This window comes from Embleya sp. NBC_00888 (assembly GCF_045207655.1).
Classification (GTDB): Bacteria; Actinomycetota; Actinomycetes; order Streptomycetales; family Streptomycetaceae; genus Embleya.
In genome coordinates this window covers 5230713-5244865 of sequence record NZ_CP108785.1, presented here as the reverse complement: position 1 = coordinate 5244865, position 14153 = coordinate 5230713, and the positions used below count along the sequence as shown (strand labels likewise).

The 14153-nt window shown below is 69.1% G+C and carries 14 protein-coding genes and 3 pseudogenes; 4 read left to right on the top strand and 13 right to left on the bottom strand.

Annotation, left to right across the window (positions count from 1 at the left end; all coding sequences use genetic code 11):
• Window positions 1-128: 128 nt before the first annotated feature.
• A pseudogene (locus OG948_RS57330) lies at window positions 129-278 on the top strand (ATP-binding protein); the annotation flags it as partial.
• Window positions 279-385: 107 nt separating this feature from the next.
• Here OG948_RS57330 and OG948_RS57325 read toward each other — a convergent pair.
• From OG948_RS57325 to OG948_RS57305, 5 genes are all read right to left on the bottom strand, one after another.
• On the bottom strand, window positions 386-1036 hold the full coding sequence (locus tag OG948_RS57325) for an HAD family hydrolase (protein WP_331773005.1): 651 nt from the start codon (window positions 1034-1036) through the stop codon (window positions 386-388).
• A 638-nt stretch (window positions 1037-1674) separates the two neighbouring features.
• Window positions 1675-1926: a hypothetical protein gene (locus OG948_RS57320; RefSeq protein WP_331773004.1), complete on the bottom strand. Its 252-nt coding sequence runs from the start codon at window positions 1924-1926 to the stop codon at window positions 1675-1677.
• Window positions 1923-2279 (bottom strand): hypothetical protein, encoded by a 357-nt coding sequence (locus OG948_RS57315; RefSeq protein ID WP_331773003.1) that lies wholly within the window; start codon window positions 2277-2279, stop codon window positions 1923-1925. The genes OG948_RS57320 and OG948_RS57315 overlap by 4 nt, the downstream gene beginning before the upstream one ends.
• Complete coding sequence (locus OG948_RS57310) at window positions 2276-2722, bottom strand: hypothetical protein (RefSeq protein WP_331773002.1); 447 nt, start codon at window positions 2720-2722, stop codon at window positions 2276-2278. The genes OG948_RS57315 and OG948_RS57310 overlap by 4 nt, the downstream gene beginning before the upstream one ends.
• A 136-nt stretch (window positions 2723-2858) precedes the next feature.
• The gene (locus OG948_RS57305; RefSeq protein WP_331773001.1) at window positions 2859-3062 is read right to left on the bottom strand and encodes a hypothetical protein; all 204 of its coding nucleotides are present in this window, start codon (window positions 3060-3062) and stop codon (window positions 2859-2861) included.
• An 815-nt stretch (window positions 3063-3877) separates the two neighbouring features.
• Here OG948_RS57305 and OG948_RS57300 point away from each other — a divergent pair.
• Window positions 3878-4219: a hypothetical protein gene (locus OG948_RS57300; RefSeq protein ID WP_331773000.1), complete on the top strand. Its 342-nt coding sequence runs from the start codon at window positions 3878-3880 to the stop codon at window positions 4217-4219.
• A gap of 292 nt (window positions 4220-4511) precedes the next feature.
• On the opposite strand, the gene OG948_RS57295 is transcribed toward OG948_RS57300, so the two are convergent.
• Window positions 4512-4796 carry a hypothetical protein gene (locus OG948_RS57295; protein WP_406300816.1) on the bottom strand — a complete coding sequence of 95 codons (285 nt, stop codon included), beginning with the start codon at window positions 4794-4796 and terminating at the stop codon, window positions 4512-4514.
• Between the two features lie 703 nt (window positions 4797-5499).
• A pseudogene (locus OG948_RS57290) lies at window positions 5500-6079 on the bottom strand (ArsR/SmtB family transcription factor); the annotation flags it as partial.
• 68 nt (window positions 6080-6147) lie between these two features.
• On the opposite strand from OG948_RS57290, the gene OG948_RS57285 reads away from it, so the two are divergent.
• Window positions 6148-6792, top strand: a complete 645-nt coding sequence (locus OG948_RS57285; RefSeq protein ID WP_331772998.1) for a flavin reductase family protein — start codon at window positions 6148-6150, stop codon at window positions 6790-6792.
• Between the two features lie 159 nt (window positions 6793-6951).
• A pseudogene (locus tag OG948_RS57280) lies at window positions 6952-7203 on the top strand (IS1182 family transposase); the annotation flags it as partial.
• Window positions 7204-7214: 11 nt separating this feature from the next.
• On the opposite strand, the gene OG948_RS57275 reads toward OG948_RS57280, so the two are convergent.
• From OG948_RS57275 to OG948_RS57250, 6 genes are all read right to left on the bottom strand, one after another.
• Window positions 7215-8789 (bottom strand): GMC family oxidoreductase N-terminal domain-containing protein, encoded by a 1575-nt coding sequence (locus OG948_RS57275; protein ID WP_331772997.1) that lies wholly within the window; start codon window positions 8787-8789, stop codon window positions 7215-7217.
• Window positions 8790-8881: 92 nt separating this feature from the next.
• Complete coding sequence (locus OG948_RS57270; protein WP_331772996.1) at window positions 8882-9865, bottom strand: sugar kinase; 984 nt, start codon at window positions 9863-9865, stop codon at window positions 8882-8884.
• Window positions 9862-10566 carry a bifunctional 4-hydroxy-2-oxoglutarate aldolase/2-dehydro-3-deoxy-phosphogluconate aldolase gene (locus OG948_RS57265; RefSeq protein ID WP_331772995.1) on the bottom strand — a complete coding sequence of 235 codons (705 nt, stop codon included), beginning with the start codon at window positions 10564-10566 and terminating at the stop codon, window positions 9862-9864. The genes OG948_RS57270 and OG948_RS57265 overlap by 4 nt, the downstream gene beginning before the upstream one ends.
• A complete protein-coding gene (locus tag OG948_RS57260; RefSeq protein ID WP_331772994.1) occupies window positions 10563-11726 on the bottom strand; it encodes a glycoside hydrolase family 88 protein in 1164 nt (387 codons plus the stop codon). The genes OG948_RS57265 and OG948_RS57260 overlap by 4 nt, the downstream gene beginning before the upstream one ends.
• A 53-nt stretch (window positions 11727-11779) precedes the next feature.
• The gene (locus OG948_RS57255) at window positions 11780-12568 is read right to left on the bottom strand and encodes an enoyl-CoA hydratase-related protein (RefSeq protein ID WP_331772993.1); all 789 of its coding nucleotides are present in this window, start codon (window positions 12566-12568) and stop codon (window positions 11780-11782) included.
• A complete protein-coding gene (locus tag OG948_RS57250; protein WP_331772992.1) occupies window positions 12555-14129 on the bottom strand; it encodes a CoA-transferase in 1575 nt (524 codons plus the stop codon). The genes OG948_RS57255 and OG948_RS57250 overlap by 14 nt, the downstream gene beginning before the upstream one ends.
• Window positions 14130-14153: the final 24 nt, after the last annotated feature.

The following is a 14153-nucleotide window of genomic DNA, read 5'->3' as shown; positions in this document are numbered from 1 at the left end:
ACCTGACCCGTCAAGGCAGCACCTGGAGAATGCGAGCACCACCACGAAGACCAACGAGGGCCGCCGGAGATGGATACGGGCCGGTGGCAGCGGCGATTCCCGAAAAGGAACAAGTGCCAGCCCCAGTTGGCTGGGCCAAGACATTCACCGACCCTCGCCTCTGCGCGGCCATCGTCGACCGCCTCACGTTCAACGGCACGATCATCGAAACCGGCACCGACTCCTATCGCCTCGCCAGCACGCGGGCCCGAGCCGAACAGCCTGCGACGGCCGGCTGACTCCTGCGGGTTCAGTCTCGACGGTCCGCCGCCTTCACGGGCGGCGGACCGTCCCATGCATTTAAGCCATTTCGGAGGGCCCGGGGTTTCGACGGGGTGGCGGCGGCCTATCCCGGATTCCGCATGGCGTGGCCGATCGCAGAGGCAACGCTGTTCGCGACGTGGGTGGGCCGGTAGGAATCCTGGGACCAGGGCCGGCCGTTCGCCACCCACACGCTGCGAAGCCCGAGCCGTTCGGCGCCGGCAATGTCGGCATGCGGTGAATCGCCGATGATCCACGCACCAGGCAGCGGAATGCCGACGGTTGCCGCTGCCGCATGGAAGATCTCCGGTTCCGGCTTCTTGTGGCCGACGGCCTCGGAGATCACCCAGCCCTGGACGAGTCGGTCGAGTCCGGTGTTACGGATCTTCGCTTCCTGCTGAACGGTGCGGCCGTTGGTGACGATCACACAGGCCCAACCATCGCCCCGTGCCCTGCTCAACGCCTCGTGGGACGAGGGCGTCAGGACGACGTGGTCGGCGCCGCCATTGTCGAGAAGGGCGCGGATAGCGGTGGTTGGCACCATGTCGCCGTATCGGTCGGCCAGGGCCGTGGTGACTTCGTGCCGCGCGGTATAGCCGCCGGCATCAAGCGCGGTCACCCACGCGAGCTCGGAGTCGGGCAGGCCGTGCCGGGCAAGGAAGTCGGCGACGGCGGTACGGAAGGCTGTATCGCGGTCGACCAGGGTGTTGTCGAGGTCCAGCAACAACAACGGCATGACCGGCAGTAGATCACAGGCACTGGGTGGCCAACTACACCGATGAAGCTCGACCCCGGGTGCCGAACTTATCTTCCTGTGGGTTCAGTTTCGACGGTCCGCCATCCTCACAGGGGGCCGACCATCTCATGCCCTGACGTCATTTCTCGTGAACATTTCCGCGCCCATCGACCTCCGTCTGCTGCCCAACCTGCCGGACAAACGCTGCTACTGAAAGCGAACGAAGCCACGCGCGGGGTGGGCCGCTGGGAATCCGCAGAACGGGACTGTCGCCTGCGGACGGAGCGTTGTGCCGCGGACTCGGGGAACGGGTCGGGCGGTCGGGGCCGGTGGCCGCGGTCCGGGACGGCGCCCTCCTGATCGCGTGGACGGGCGCCGCCATCCGCCGACGGCGCGCCGGCGCGGGCGTGGAGGCTGCGTGTGCGCAGGTCGGCCGGATCCTTCGAGGGTCGCAGCCGCCGGATCCGGTGGTCGATGGCGAATCCGCGGTGATCGGCCCGGTTCCGGCATCCCCGCGACAGGGGCCGCCCGGGGGCGACGGCCTCGGTGTTCGAAGCGCTCGCGCGGCCACGCCCGCCGATCGAGGGCACCGAAGCGGCCGGCGGCCCGGAGAGGCGAGCGTCTGGGGTGAGTGCGGTTTACCAGGCGGTGACCTGCAGGATGTAGACGCGTTCGTGACGTGGGACGACCTGGTAGACGAACATGCCGTTCGCGACCAGGGCCGTGCCGCCTTGGGGTGACATGCCGTCGTATGCCTCGCCGTGGATGTAGAGGGCTTCGGCGGCGCGGACGAGTTCGGCGGCTTTGTCCTCGATCTGGACGAGCAGGGCCGGGGGCGCGTCGCCGGTCACGTACGCCTCGTCGGGTTCGTACTCCCACGCCCAGGTCACGTGGTGGCCTCGCGGGCCTCGGTGAGGACGGCGAGGAGTTCCGCGCGTGCGGCCTGCCAGGCGGGGTCGTGGCGTTGCAGGGTTTGCAGGGTCTGCTCGGCCGCATGGCGGCGGGCGTTCAGGTCGGGGCGGCGTTCGATCTCGACCTCGCCCGCCCACACCGTCAGCCAGCCCTGGATCGGGCCCAGGTGTGCGGTTTGGGCGGCGAGTTGGAAGGCCTCGTTCTTCTGGCGTTCCATCTCGGGCAGGCGGTGCGGCGCGACGCGTGCGAGGGCCACGCGCAGGGCGTCGGGGTTGCGCTCGGGGCGGGGCAGCCGTGCGCCGCCCGGCAGGGGTGCGGTGGGCTCGGTCATGCCGCGTCGTCCTCTCGGTGGGTGCGGGGTACGTGGCCGGTCGCGGTCAGCGTGGTGGTCAGGTGTCCGTCGACGTAGCCGCCGAGCAGCAGCTCGCACAGCACGGGCATCGACTTCATGCCCGCTGCGGCGCGCCGGTGGTCGGCGCGCGACCACACGTGGTGCGACAGCGGGCCCGTGCGGCAACCGGTGCGGGCGGTGCCGTCCCGGGTCGGGCCCAGCGAACGGCCCGCGGGCGGGGTCACCGTCACCCGGCCGTCGGCGTAGGCGTCCAGGAGGGCCTCGAGCACCGGCGTCAGACCCAGGGCGTCGTCGGCCGCGCGGGCGCGGGCCCGCCGCCACACGGCGACGTCCATCCACAGCAGGCGCTCACGCGCACCGTCCTCGGGATGGTTGGCGTCCTTGCGGCGCGCACGGACGTGGGTGTCGGTGGCGTCCGACATGGCGTCGTCTCCCGTCTCGTGACAGGTCCCTCTCGGACCGACCACAATCCTAGATGTGGCGCATCGAGCCCCGCAAACCCCTGCGCCCTGGCCACGCGGAACCGGGAACGCGGCTCGCGGCCAGAGCACTGACGGCTCACGAGTCGAACCAGCGGAGCCGGATGGGCACGTCCGTCCCTGCGTGCCAGCGGTCGTTTGCCGCACGACGCAGTTCCGGGGTTGTCAGCCGATTTTCGCGGGTGAGCCAGTCCACGTACCACTCGCCGAAGGTCGCGGGCTGTCCGTCGTCGTTCAAAAGCGGGTTGAGGCGATCGCAGGTCGCGCGTCCGTCGAACCACATGGCGCCACGCATTGGGTCCGCTGACCACAAGGAGGGTGTGGAAGCCGCAGCCGTCGTCTCGAAGAGGGACGGCCCCGCAAGTGCGCGCGTCCTCGGCGGCATCGGCCGTCCACAGGCCCCACCGGACCCCAACCCCGGCCTGGTGCGTCCCGTCACGCCGGGCAGGGCATTCTCACCGTGCGGCCGGCCGATCCCAGGGCGTCGTCCCACTCACCCGACCGCGGCGAGACCACCAACTCCCCCACGGACAAGAACAGATCCCGATTTCGCACCCACGCACCCCACGGGACAGCCCGACGAGAATCCACCGGACAACCACACAGGACCCACCAGCCCGCTCCGCGGCCCCACCTCCGCACCCAAACGGGCCGACCCGAAACCGACCCCAGCCGCATCGAACCGGCCCTCCACAGCCATCGCAAGCCCACCCCGACACCCACACCAGAAAGCCCCGACAAGCGGCCTGGACGCCCTCCTGCCACCCTCACACACCGAACCCGCCATCAACCACCCCCGGGGCCGACAACGCCACACCCCCACACCGACGGCCCCGACCCCAACCGGAAACCTTCGTGGCACCTCACATGCCGAGCAGGCACCCATCGGGGGCGGGTGATGGCTGTGGCGGATATTTCGTGACGGTCGCCGACCTACAGTCCATGGGGTCTCTGTGAAGCTGCCTTGGTGGCCGCCGGCGTCCGTGGTGTCGGTTCGCGGCGCGTCCGAGAGTCACGCGCGGCGTCGATGCAAGCTCGATTTCGGCAGGAATCGACTTCCCCTGGCTGCGCCGCCGCGCGGTGCTGCAGGTCTTGGACGTGCCTGACCAGGACTGCGAGCTCGCCCACCTCGTCGGCATCGACCATCCCGGCGCCGCGGTTGGACGGCGCGTTGTACTGGTCGCGAACAGCCTTGTAGGCGTCGGCGTGATGCTCGTGCCGAAAGGCCAGAAGGGAATCGCCAATGGGTTCGATCGGGCTGTCGTGTCGGGCGTTGCGAGAGAGAGCGAAGACCGTGGTGCGGCCGGCAGCCAGTTCGCTGAGTCGGTAGCCGACCGTCTTGCCGCCATGGCGTGCGTGGAGACCGATCGGGACCAGCAGGGGCAACAGGTCCCGGTCACGAGCAAGCAGGGCCTGCTCCTGTTCCTCCTGTTGGGGTAGCACGGAGGCGCGGGGGCCTCTCCGTTCCGGAGGGACAGCCATCCGCCACGGCTGGTTGAAAAGGACGATGAGCAATTCCTCGGTGGCTTCGGGTGTTTCGGCCAACACGAAGAACTCCCGCGGGAACCGGACCCCGTAGCACCGCTGCAGAACCTCTGCGGGCCTCAGCCCGGACCCGTACAACCTCAGTGCCAGGCGCGCCATTGCGGAGATGAGCGCTCGCGCGTCACTGCTTCGCGCCGGCGATCTCACACTGCGGCACACACTCCGAACCAGGTGCACGCATGCGCCGCTATGCGGAAGCCACAACCTCCCCGGCCATGACCCGGGGAGGAGTGGGGAGCACCGCCGCGAGGTTGTCCCGCGCGAACTCCGACGCCCTCGAGATCGACGCCTCGGCACCGGCCCGGTCCTGGAAGACACTGGTCGAGACCATCACTCCGTCCCCGGCATCGATCCAGTAGTAGGCCACGAAGCCGGGAACCCGGCGGATGAGCGGCACGAACCCTTCTTTCACCACGCGTGCCGCCTCGGCCGCATCGGTCACACCTTCATACCGCCGGACAGCTGCGTACATGGCCGATCTCCTCGCGGGTTCCGGGTTCGCACATTGCCGAGACCCCGTACCCCCTGCGACCCACCTCGCTCACGAGGCGTTCGGCATTCACCGGAAGGGCCGCCTTGTGTGACCCGAACGGCGGCTTCCGGTCGAGGGTGTCGAAGTGGAGGTGCACCCCGTCCACATCTGCGGCGGCGACGTGGACGCGGATGACGAGGCCGAGCGTGGCCGTCGGGAGGCTGTGGCCGCAGCGGCGAAGCAGGTCATCGGGGATGGCCCGGAGTACGGCGGAGCAATCCCCCGCTGCCACGCCCGCGGGGCCGGTCGGCGTGCCACCGCAACGGCCGAACCCTTAACGGGAGGCCGATGCCTTCGGGAGCGGCACCGGGTTCCGAACAAAGCGCCCGCGTCACCGCGAGCGGAATCGGTGGTCACGGTGCCTGTCGATCACCGTCCGAAGTCCTGCGTCCACCATGGTCCGCCGGAACCGATGTACACGCCGATGGGAAAGCCCAAGACTTTGGCGCGGACGGCGGGCCTTTGCCGTGGCGCCAACTCGCATTGCTCTCCCTCGTTCGTGTCCCTTTGGTTCACGACCAGGTGGAGGTCGCCGCGTTCCACGTTCTCGTGGCGGCGGCGGCGGCGGTCAAGCGGGCGTCCGCGAACGCGGTGACGTGCCTTACCACCTCGGTGAAGCGTTCCGGGTAGGCGTCGGCGGCGGTCCTTGTCGGCGGGCCAGGTGGGGTCGGCGTTCCGTCCAGTCCGGGCAGGAGCGGACAGGCGGACGCCGCTTGTCGGGTGGAAGTGTGATGCCGAGCTCGTCCAGCCAGGTGATCCCGTTGCCGGTGAGCGTCAGCTCTTGCTCCCAGTCCAGCAGTCCCCGATCGGTCATGGCCGTGGTGATCGCGACCCCGAGGGCGCCGGCGAGGTGGTCATAGCACGTGCGGGCGCGGGCCGGCGCCCGGCTGCGGTTGACGGCCGGCAGCGAGTGGAGCGGGGCCGGTGTGTCGAGGAGCCATGGAGGCAAGGTTCTCGATCAGTTCCGCCGTATCGGGGTCGGCCAGGCGAACGTAGCGATGACGGCCCTGATGCTCCTGTGCCGGCAACCCTCCGGCGACAAGGAGGTTCAAGTGCTCGGTCGCAGTCGAGGCAGCCACCCCGGCATGGCGAGCCAACTCGATCGCGGTCCACGCTCGGCCGTCCAGCAGCGCAAGGCAGAAGCCCGCCCGGGTGCTGTCGGCCGGCAGACCGGCCAGGGCGGCCAGGTCCGGGCCCTCGACATGCGCGTCACGGCTGTTCATCATCGTCCATCATCCACCAGCGATCCTTCGGCGCGCGCCGAAGAGCCCCCGCCCTACCGTCGAGTCCCATGAACACCATGACATCGGGCAGCGCGCCCACCGACACCTCGGCGGATCACGTGACCATCACGCCGAGCATCCTGTACTTCGGGACACCGGTCGTGCTGCTCTCCACGGAGAACGAGGATGGCTCCTTCAACCTTGCGCCGATGTCCTCGGCTTGGGCACTGGGCCAGGTGATCGTCCTGGGCGTGGGCGGCGAGGGACAGACCGCGCACAATCTCCGCAGCCGCCCCGATCTCGTGATCAACCTGCCCGCGCCGACTCAGTGGTCGGCGGTGGAACAGCTTGCGCCGCTCACCGGGCGCGCCCCCGTACCCGTGGACAAGCGTGGTGGCTTCCGCTTCGAGCCGGACAAGTTCGCGGCTGCGGGCCTGCGACCTGAGCCCTCCGAGCTGGTCGGGCCGCCCCGGGTCGCCGAATGCCCCCTGCAGCTGGAGGCCCGTGCCGCCCGGGTCCAGCCTGACGTCTCCGGCGGGTTCCTCATCATCGAAGCCCATGTGCTCAAGGTCCACGCCGATCCGCGCATTGTCGTCCCCGGCTCTCAGCACGTCGACCCGGCCATGTGGAGCCCGCTGATCTACAACTTTCGTCACTACTACGGACTCGGCCCCGAGCTCGGCCACAGTTTCCGTTCCCAGACACCCCGCTGAAGCCGCTGAGCCGATACCGAAGTCAGGCGGCATCGCGGGAAAACCGCAGGGAAACGATCGAACCGCTGTCGGCGGTCCCTCTGAATCGCAACCGCCGGGGTCGGCTCCGGTTGGTAACCATTCGTGCGGGATGATGGAGGTATGCGTGATGGGGATGGGCTGTTCGAGGTCGAGCCGGTCGAGAAGAGGCAGCCGCAGGGCCGTCCGGCGGCGGTGGACAAGCGGTTTCGGTCGTTCGACCCGCACCAGGTCCTGCTGCTGCCCCCGTCGCTGGACGACTGGCTGCCCCAGGATCACCTGGCCCGGTTCGTCGCCGATTTGGTCGACGATGTGCTCGACCTGGCCGCGATCCGCGCCGACTACACCGGGAAGCGCGGCTACCCGCCCTACGATTCACGGCTGATGGTGCGCTGAGCGGTCTTCTACTTCTTGATCAGGTCGGCGCCCTTCTCGGCGATCATCATGGTCGGGGCCATGGTGTTGCCGCTGATCAGCTTCGGCATCACGGAGGCGTCCACCACGCGCAGTCCGGCAATGCCGCGCAGGCGCAGTTGTGGATCGACGACCGCGTCGTCGCCGGGGCCCATGCGGCATGTGCCGACGGGGTGGTAGTCGCAGGAGGCGTATTGGCGGACGTAGGTCATGATCTCCTCGTCCGTTCGCATCCGGGAGCCGGGCAGGCGCTCTTCCTTGATGAAGTGGGCCATTTCCGGCTGGGCGAGCACTTCGCGGATCGTTCGCACCTGCAGCAGCGCCATCTCCTTGTCGCGTGGGGCGCTGAGGTACCTGGGGTCGATCAGCGGCTCGGCCGTGGGGTCGCTGTTGGCGAGCTTGACCGTGCCGACGCTTTCGGGTCGCAGGAACGTCGAGTTGATGGTGAACCCGTGCCCGTCGAGGCGGGTCCGGCCGCCCCGGACCACCATCGCGGGTGCGATGTGGATCTGCATGTCGGGGCGATCTGCGCCGGGGCTCTCGAAGAAGCCGCCGCCTTCGACGATGACGGAAGAGGCCGGTCCGGTGCGCATGAAGATCCAGCGCATGCCGGGGGCCAGGAGCTTGGGGAATCGGTCGAGTCCGTCGTAGCTGATGGGTTCCTTCAGACGGGAATGGACGTTGGTGTTGAGGTGGTCCATCAGGTTCTTGCCCACCCCCGGTAGATCATGGACAGGCGTGATGCCGAGCGGGCTGAGTTCATCTGCGGCGCCGATGCCGGACAGCATCAGCAGGCGGGGGGTGTTGATGGCACCGCTGGCGAGGATGACCTCGTGGTCCGCCCGGACGATCTTGGAGGTGCGGCCGTGGCCGATCTCCACGCCGACGGCACGCCCCTTCTCGATGACGACGCGCAGTACACGAGCGCCGGTCTTGAGAGTGAGGTTCTTGCGGCGCAGGGCCGGCCACAGGAATGAGGTCGACTGGGAACGACGCATGCCACTGCGGAAGGTCACCTGGTACATGCCCGCGCCGTACATGGAGGCGCCGTTGAAGTCGGGGTTGCAGGGCAGGCCCCAGGACTGTGCGGCGCGTACGAAGGATGTGCTCAGGATGTGGGGGTTGGTCTGGTCGGAGACCGCCTGAGGGCCGCCCTGCCCGTGGTACTCGTCGACCAGACGGCTGTTGTCCTCGGACTTCCTGAAGTAGGGCAGCACGTCGTCGTACGACCAGCCTTCGTTGCCCAGGGACGCCCAGTGGTCGTAGTCCTCTCGTTGGCCGCGGATGTAGATCATGGCGTTGATGGAGCTGGAGCCGCCCAGGGTCTTGCCCTGGGGGTACCAGATGCGCCGGTTGTCGAGGTGGGGCTGAGGCACGGTGTGGAAGCGCCAGTTCACCCGGGGGCCGAAGAGCATGCCGACGCCGCCCGGGACGTGGATCATCGGGTTGAGGTCGCGGCTTCCGGCTTCCAGAAGCAGCACTTTGACGCCGGGGTCCTCGGTGAGTCGGTTGGCCAGAACGCAGCCCGACGTGCCGGCACCGACGATGATGTAGTCGTAACTCACGGACCTTCTCCTTGGCTGTCAGGCTTCCGCGGGGCCGGGGGTTGAGCGGCCGGGGTTCGCGAAACCTGAGGTGCGGTGTGGTGGTGTCGGGCTCAGCGCACGACGTCGCCGGTCGGCTTCAGCAGTGCGTCGAGTTCCCTGCGCGTGGGCAGCAGCTCGCAGTCCCCGGGCACGGTGACGGCGTAAGCGCCCATGGCGCAGGCCGTGCGCAGCCGCTGGTCTGCTTCGGCGCCTGCCATGTGTTCCGCGAGATATCCGGCGACGAAGGCGTCACCGGCGCCGACCGGGTCGACGACGTGGACCGTGGGTGCGGGTTCGACGAGTTCGGCGCCGTCGATGGATGCGACGCAGCCGTCGGGGCCGGCTTTGATGATTGCTTCCTTCGGGCCGAGCAGGGCCAGGCCTTCGGCCAGCGACACGACGTCGTCGGTGTCGGTGTCGAGGACCAGTTGGGCTTCCTCCACCCCGGCGAAGACGATGTTCGCGTGGCTGACGAGCCTGCGCAGGAGGGGGCGGGCGTTGTGACCCGTCCAGAGTTTGCTGCGGTAGTTGATGTCGAGGCTGACCGGCACACCGGCGGCCTCGGCAGTGGACACAGCGTGCAGCACCGTGTTCCGGGCGGAGTCGCTGAGTGCGGGCGTGATACCGGTGATGTGCAGGATCGACGCTCGCCGGATCAGCGCGGAGGGCAAGTCGGACGGCGCCAGGCGGGAGCCTGCGGATCCGGTGCGGTGGTAGTCGACGTGCACGGTGCTGCCGGCCCGGCAGTGACGCACCATCAGCCCCGTGAACGCTTGATCGCGGGGGGTCAGGACGTTGATCCGCTCGGATCGCAGGCGCCGCTCGATCAGGTCGCCGGCCGCGTCGGAGCCGATGCGGCCGGCCCAGGTGACCGGGGCGCCCAGGCGGGCCGCGCCGATGGCGACGTTGCTCTCGGCTCCGCCGATGCTGAAGGTGAAGTCCCGCGCGTAGTCGAGGAAGCCGGTGCCGACTGCGGAGATCAGGCCCATCGTCTCGCCGAAGGTGAGCAGGCCGATGGGGGGCGAATCGGTGGCTGCCGTGTTGCCGGCGCTCATGGTGTGCTCCGGGCGGCGGCGATGAGGTTCAGGGCCTTGCGGGCCCGCGAGGTCAGGGATGCGGTCACTCCGTCGGTGGCGTCGTTGCCGATGAGGGGGCCGCCGAGGCCGACCGCGGCAGCTCCTGCCGAGATCCAGGCGGGGATGTCGAGCAGGGTGATGCCGCCGGTCGGAATGATGGGAACACCGGGGAGGGGGCCGTGCATGTCGGTGATGAACCGTGGTGGGACGGCTGAGGCCGGGAAGAGCTTCACGGCTGCCGCTCCGGCATGGACGGCGGCCGCGATCTCCGTCGGGGTGAGAGCGCCTGGGTAGGCGGCCACGCCGGCGATGCGGGCCGCTGCCGCGACGTCGGGGGATGCCACCGGTGACACGAGGAAGGACGCCCCGGCTTCGATGCACGCCTCGGCCTGGTCGGCGGTCATCACCGTGCCCGCGCCGATGACGACGTCGTCGCCGTAGGCCGCGGTCAGAGCACTCAGGCACGGCAGGGCGCCCTGGGTGGTGAGGGTGACTTCGATGGCCCGGATGCCGGCACTGACCAGAGCGTCCGTCAGGGCGGGGAAGTTCTTGGCGGTGGGGGCACGCAAGATGGCGATCAAGCCGCCGGCGGCGATGGTCTCGGTGACGATGCGTTCCCGGCCGCCGGTGATGCTGCTCACGGCGGCGGGCGATGGGACGGTGCGTAGGGTTCTGGTCATGCCGACTGTCCCGCCCTAGCCGTCAGTTGGTGTGCGACATCGAGTGCCTCGAGGAAGTAGTAGTCGCCCCACATCACGCTCTCGTCGATACCGAGGCCGTTGCGCTGGTGGTAGGTGGCGTGGCGGATGATGCCCTGCCAGCCGGGTGTGTCGGCGGCAATGAATTCGGTGGACGAGAGCGTGTTGAGGCTCCGAAGCCCATACGACTGGTAGTCGTCGAGGCCGGAGGCGGCGCCCAGGCGAAGCATGGCGGCCGCGGCGATGGCGGCGGCGGAGGCTTCCCATGGCAGTGCCGGTGACGGATCGCTCCAGTCGTTGGGCGGTATTCCGTGCCCGGGGGTGTGGTTGATGTAGAAGTCGGCGGCGCGGCGTGCGGCGTCGAGCATGTCCTGGTCACCGGTGTACTGGTAGGCGGTGGTGAAGCCGTAGATCGCCCAGGCCTGGCCGCGGGACCAAGTGGAGTCGGCACGCCATCCCTGGTGGGTGGCGCTGCGCATGAACTCACCGGTGCTGGTGTCGAACCAGCCCTCGTGCAGGGTGCTGCCGTCTCCGCGCATCAAGTAGCGCCGGCTGGTGCGGCAGTGGGTGACGGCGACATCGTGGAGGGCGGAGTCGTTGCTGTAGGCGGCGGCGCGGAAGATGATGCCGACGTTCATCATGACGTCGATGAAGGTGCTGCCTGGGTCGACCCAGGTGCTGAGGTAGCCCCCGGGGGCCTGGAGCCGGCCGGCCATGGTGCGTCCGCCTTCGATGAGGACGTCCCGGGCGCGAGGCGTGGGGTTCAGGTCGTACCAGCGGCCCCAGCTGGGTTCCAGCACGAATCCGATGTCGTGGGTACCGGTGTCGGACTTTCGGGGCTCGAGCAGTTCGCTGTAGTGCTCGGCCTGCTGACGCCACCATGGATCCTGGGTATGGCGGGCGAGGATCCACATCATGCCGGTCAGGAAACCCCCGCTCCACGTCGGCGCCCATGGATCGTCTTCGAGCACCCAGTGGCCGTGTTTGGTGTAGGTGGGCATCCGCCCGGGGTCCTGGGTGATGAGGGTACGAACCTGGTGCTGGGCGAAGGCCATGGCCTCGGTGAAGTCGAGGAGGCGGCCGGGGTGGGTGGATGGGGCGGCGGCCTTCGGGTCCCGGGACTCGGTGTTGGGGGAAGCCATGACGAGAAGCCTTTCGTGGGGTGGCGGTCCAAGGGGCTCGGTCGGTGGGCCGATCAGGAGCCACCCGAGGCTTTGCGCTTGAGGAAGGCCTGCACGGCCGCCTTTTGTTCGGGCGTTTCGCAGCAGGCGGCGACGGCGTCCGCCTCCATCTCCAGGCCGTGCTGGATGCCGTGGGTCAGGCCCGCGTGAATGGCACGCTTGGCCCCGGCGACCGCGGTCGCGCTCTGGGCCGCGATCCGGGCGGCGAGGTCGAGTGCTGCGGTCACCGGGTCGTCGGCGACCCCGTCGACCAGGCCGAGGTCGGCGGCCTGCTGCGCTGTGACGAGGTCACCCGTGAGAATCAGCCGGGTGGCCCGGCTGCGGCCGATGAGCCGTGGCAGCCGCTGGGTTCCTCCCCATCCGGGAAGGTTGGCGAGGGTGATTTCGGGCTGCCCGAGGCGCGCGGTGGGCGCGGCGATCCGGATATCGGCGGCCATCGCGAGTTCGAGACCACCGCCCAGGGCGAAGCCGTTGACGGCGGCGATGACCACGACGGGAAGCCGCTCGATCCGGTCGAAGACCCGCTGACCGTGGCGCATCTGCTCACCGGCCCTGGCTCCGCCGATGCCGTCGAGTTCCGTGACGTCCGCGCCGGCACTGAATGCCTTGGCACCCGCACCGGTCAGAATCAGGGCCCGGCAGCCGTCGTGGCGGCTCTGGTCCCTCTCCACCTCGGCGGCAAGGCTGTCGAGCGCGTTGATGAGGGGCTGGTTGAGGGCGTTGCCCTTGCGCTGCCGGTTGAGTGTGGCCAGCAGGGCAGGCCCGCGCCGTTCGCGCAGCAGGAGGTCGTCATTCTGCGTCACGGGCGTGTTCCCTTCGGGACGGGGGCAGGGTGAGCCCCATGGGATGAGGCTGGAACAGGCGGATGTCCATGGGCACGAGGTCAGGGCTGACGCGCGGCTTGAACTCCAAGTGGTCGAGCACGTCCTGGGTGAGGTCCAGGCTCGGCGCGATCTCGGTGAGTTCCAGGCCCTCTTCGGTGAGCCGGAAGACGGCCCGTTCCGTCACGTACGTGACCGACTGTCCCGCGCGCAGTGCCTGTGCGGCGGAGAAGCTGATCTGTGCGACGTCCTGGACGGCCTTGGTGGGCCGGTTCCGCGGAACGCTGATGGGCTGGTCGCCGCCGAGGGTGTAGGAGCCGCCGACCACGAGGGTGCCGACGAAGACGAGGCGCTTGGCGCCCTGGGAGATGTTGATGAATCCGCCGACACCGGGAATGCGGTCGCTGAAGCGGCCCACGTTGACGTTGCCGGCCGCGTCCAGTTGGGCGAAGCTGAGGACCGCGACGTCCAAACCGCCGCCGTCGTACCAGTCGAACTGATGGCCGGCGTCGACGGAGGCGTCGGGATTGATACACATGCCGAAGTCGCTGCCGCCTACCGGGATGCCACCGATGTGGCCCTGCTCGACCGTGAAGGTGACGTCGTCACTGTGTCCTTCCTCGGCGAGCACGGCCGCCACCCCGTCGGGCATGCCGTAGCCGAGGTTGATCACGTCGCCACGGTGCAACTCGATGGCGGCACGGCGGGCGATGACCTTGCGGACGGACAGCGGCATGGGTGCGTGCGCTGTGGCCGGGGCACGCAGCGCGCCCGTCATGAACGGGTCGTCTGCGGTGGCGAAGGACAGGCGTTGCGTGGGGTCGACGACCAGGGCGTCGACGAGTACGCCGGGGACGCGCACCCGCCGCGGGTCGAGCGTGCCGGCCTGGACGACTTCACGGACCTGGGCGATGACCAGACCGCCGCTGTTGCGGGCGGCCTGCGCAGCAGAGAGGGTCTCGGCGAACAGGCCCTCCCCGTCCATGGTGATGTTGCCGTTGGTGTCGGCGCGGGTTCCGCGGATGACGGCGACATCGATGGGGAAGGCGGGCGTGAACAGCCACTCGCGCCCCGCGAGTTCGATCAGCTGGACGATGTCGTCCCTCGCCGAGGCATTGAGACGCCCCCCGCCGAGACGGGGATCGACGAAGGTGCCGAGCCCGACCGACGAGACGACGCCGGGCCGTCCGGCGGCGATGTCGCGCAACAGGTGAGAAAGGGTTCCCTGCGGGAGGCAGTAGGCCTCGATCCGTTCGTCCCGAGCCAACTGCTGCATGCGGACGGTCCAGCCCCAATGGCCGCCGATGACCCGACGGACCATGCCCGGGTGGGAGAAACGGTCGATGCCGCCGCCGTGGCCGTCTCCCATACCGGAGACGTGCATCACCGTGAGGTCGCGGGGGCGGCTTTCGGCGAGGAAACGGGCCTCGAGACCGGTGAGGACCGCCGCGGGTTCGTTCACTCCGCCGCCGGAGCCGTCGACCAGGACGGTCGCACCGTCCGGCACCAGGGCCGCCGCTTCTTCGGCACTACAGATCTTCATTCTCGCCGCTCCTTGAAGAACTCA

Coding starts and splice junctions, on each gene's coding strand:
- OG948_RS57325 (WP_331773005.1), bottom strand. CDS start 1,036: ATGCCGTTGTTGTTGCTGGACCTCGACAACACCCTGGTCGACCGCGAT.
- OG948_RS57315 (WP_331773003.1), bottom strand. CDS start 2,279: ATGACCGAGCCCACCGCACCCCTGCCGGGCGGCGCACGGCTGCCCCGC.
- OG948_RS57310 (WP_331773002.1), bottom strand. CDS start 2,722: ATGTCGGACGCCACCGACACCCACGTCCGTGCGCGCCGCAAGGACGCC.
- OG948_RS57305 (WP_331773001.1), bottom strand. CDS start 3,062: ATGTGGTTCGACGGACGCGCGACCTGCGATCGCCTCAACCCGCTTTTG.
- OG948_RS57295 (WP_406300816.1), bottom strand. CDS start 4,796: ATGTACGCAGCTGTCCGGCGGTATGAAGGTGTGACCGATGCGGCCGAG.
- OG948_RS57285 (WP_331772998.1), top strand. CDS start 6,148: ATGAACACCATGACATCGGGCAGCGCGCCCACCGACACCTCGGCGGAT.
- OG948_RS57270 (WP_331772996.1), bottom strand. CDS start 9,865: ATGAGCGCCGGCAACACGGCAGCCACCGATTCGCCCCCCATCGGCCTG.
- OG948_RS57265 (WP_331772995.1), bottom strand. CDS start 10,566: ATGACCAGAACCCTACGCACCGTCCCATCGCCCGCCGCCGTGAGCAGC.
- OG948_RS57260 (WP_331772994.1), bottom strand. CDS start 11,726: ATGGCTTCCCCCAACACCGAGTCCCGGGACCCGAAGGCCGCCGCCCCA.
- OG948_RS57250 (WP_331772992.1), bottom strand. CDS start 14,129: ATGAAGATCTGTAGTGCCGAAGAAGCGGCGGCCCTGGTGCCGGACGGT.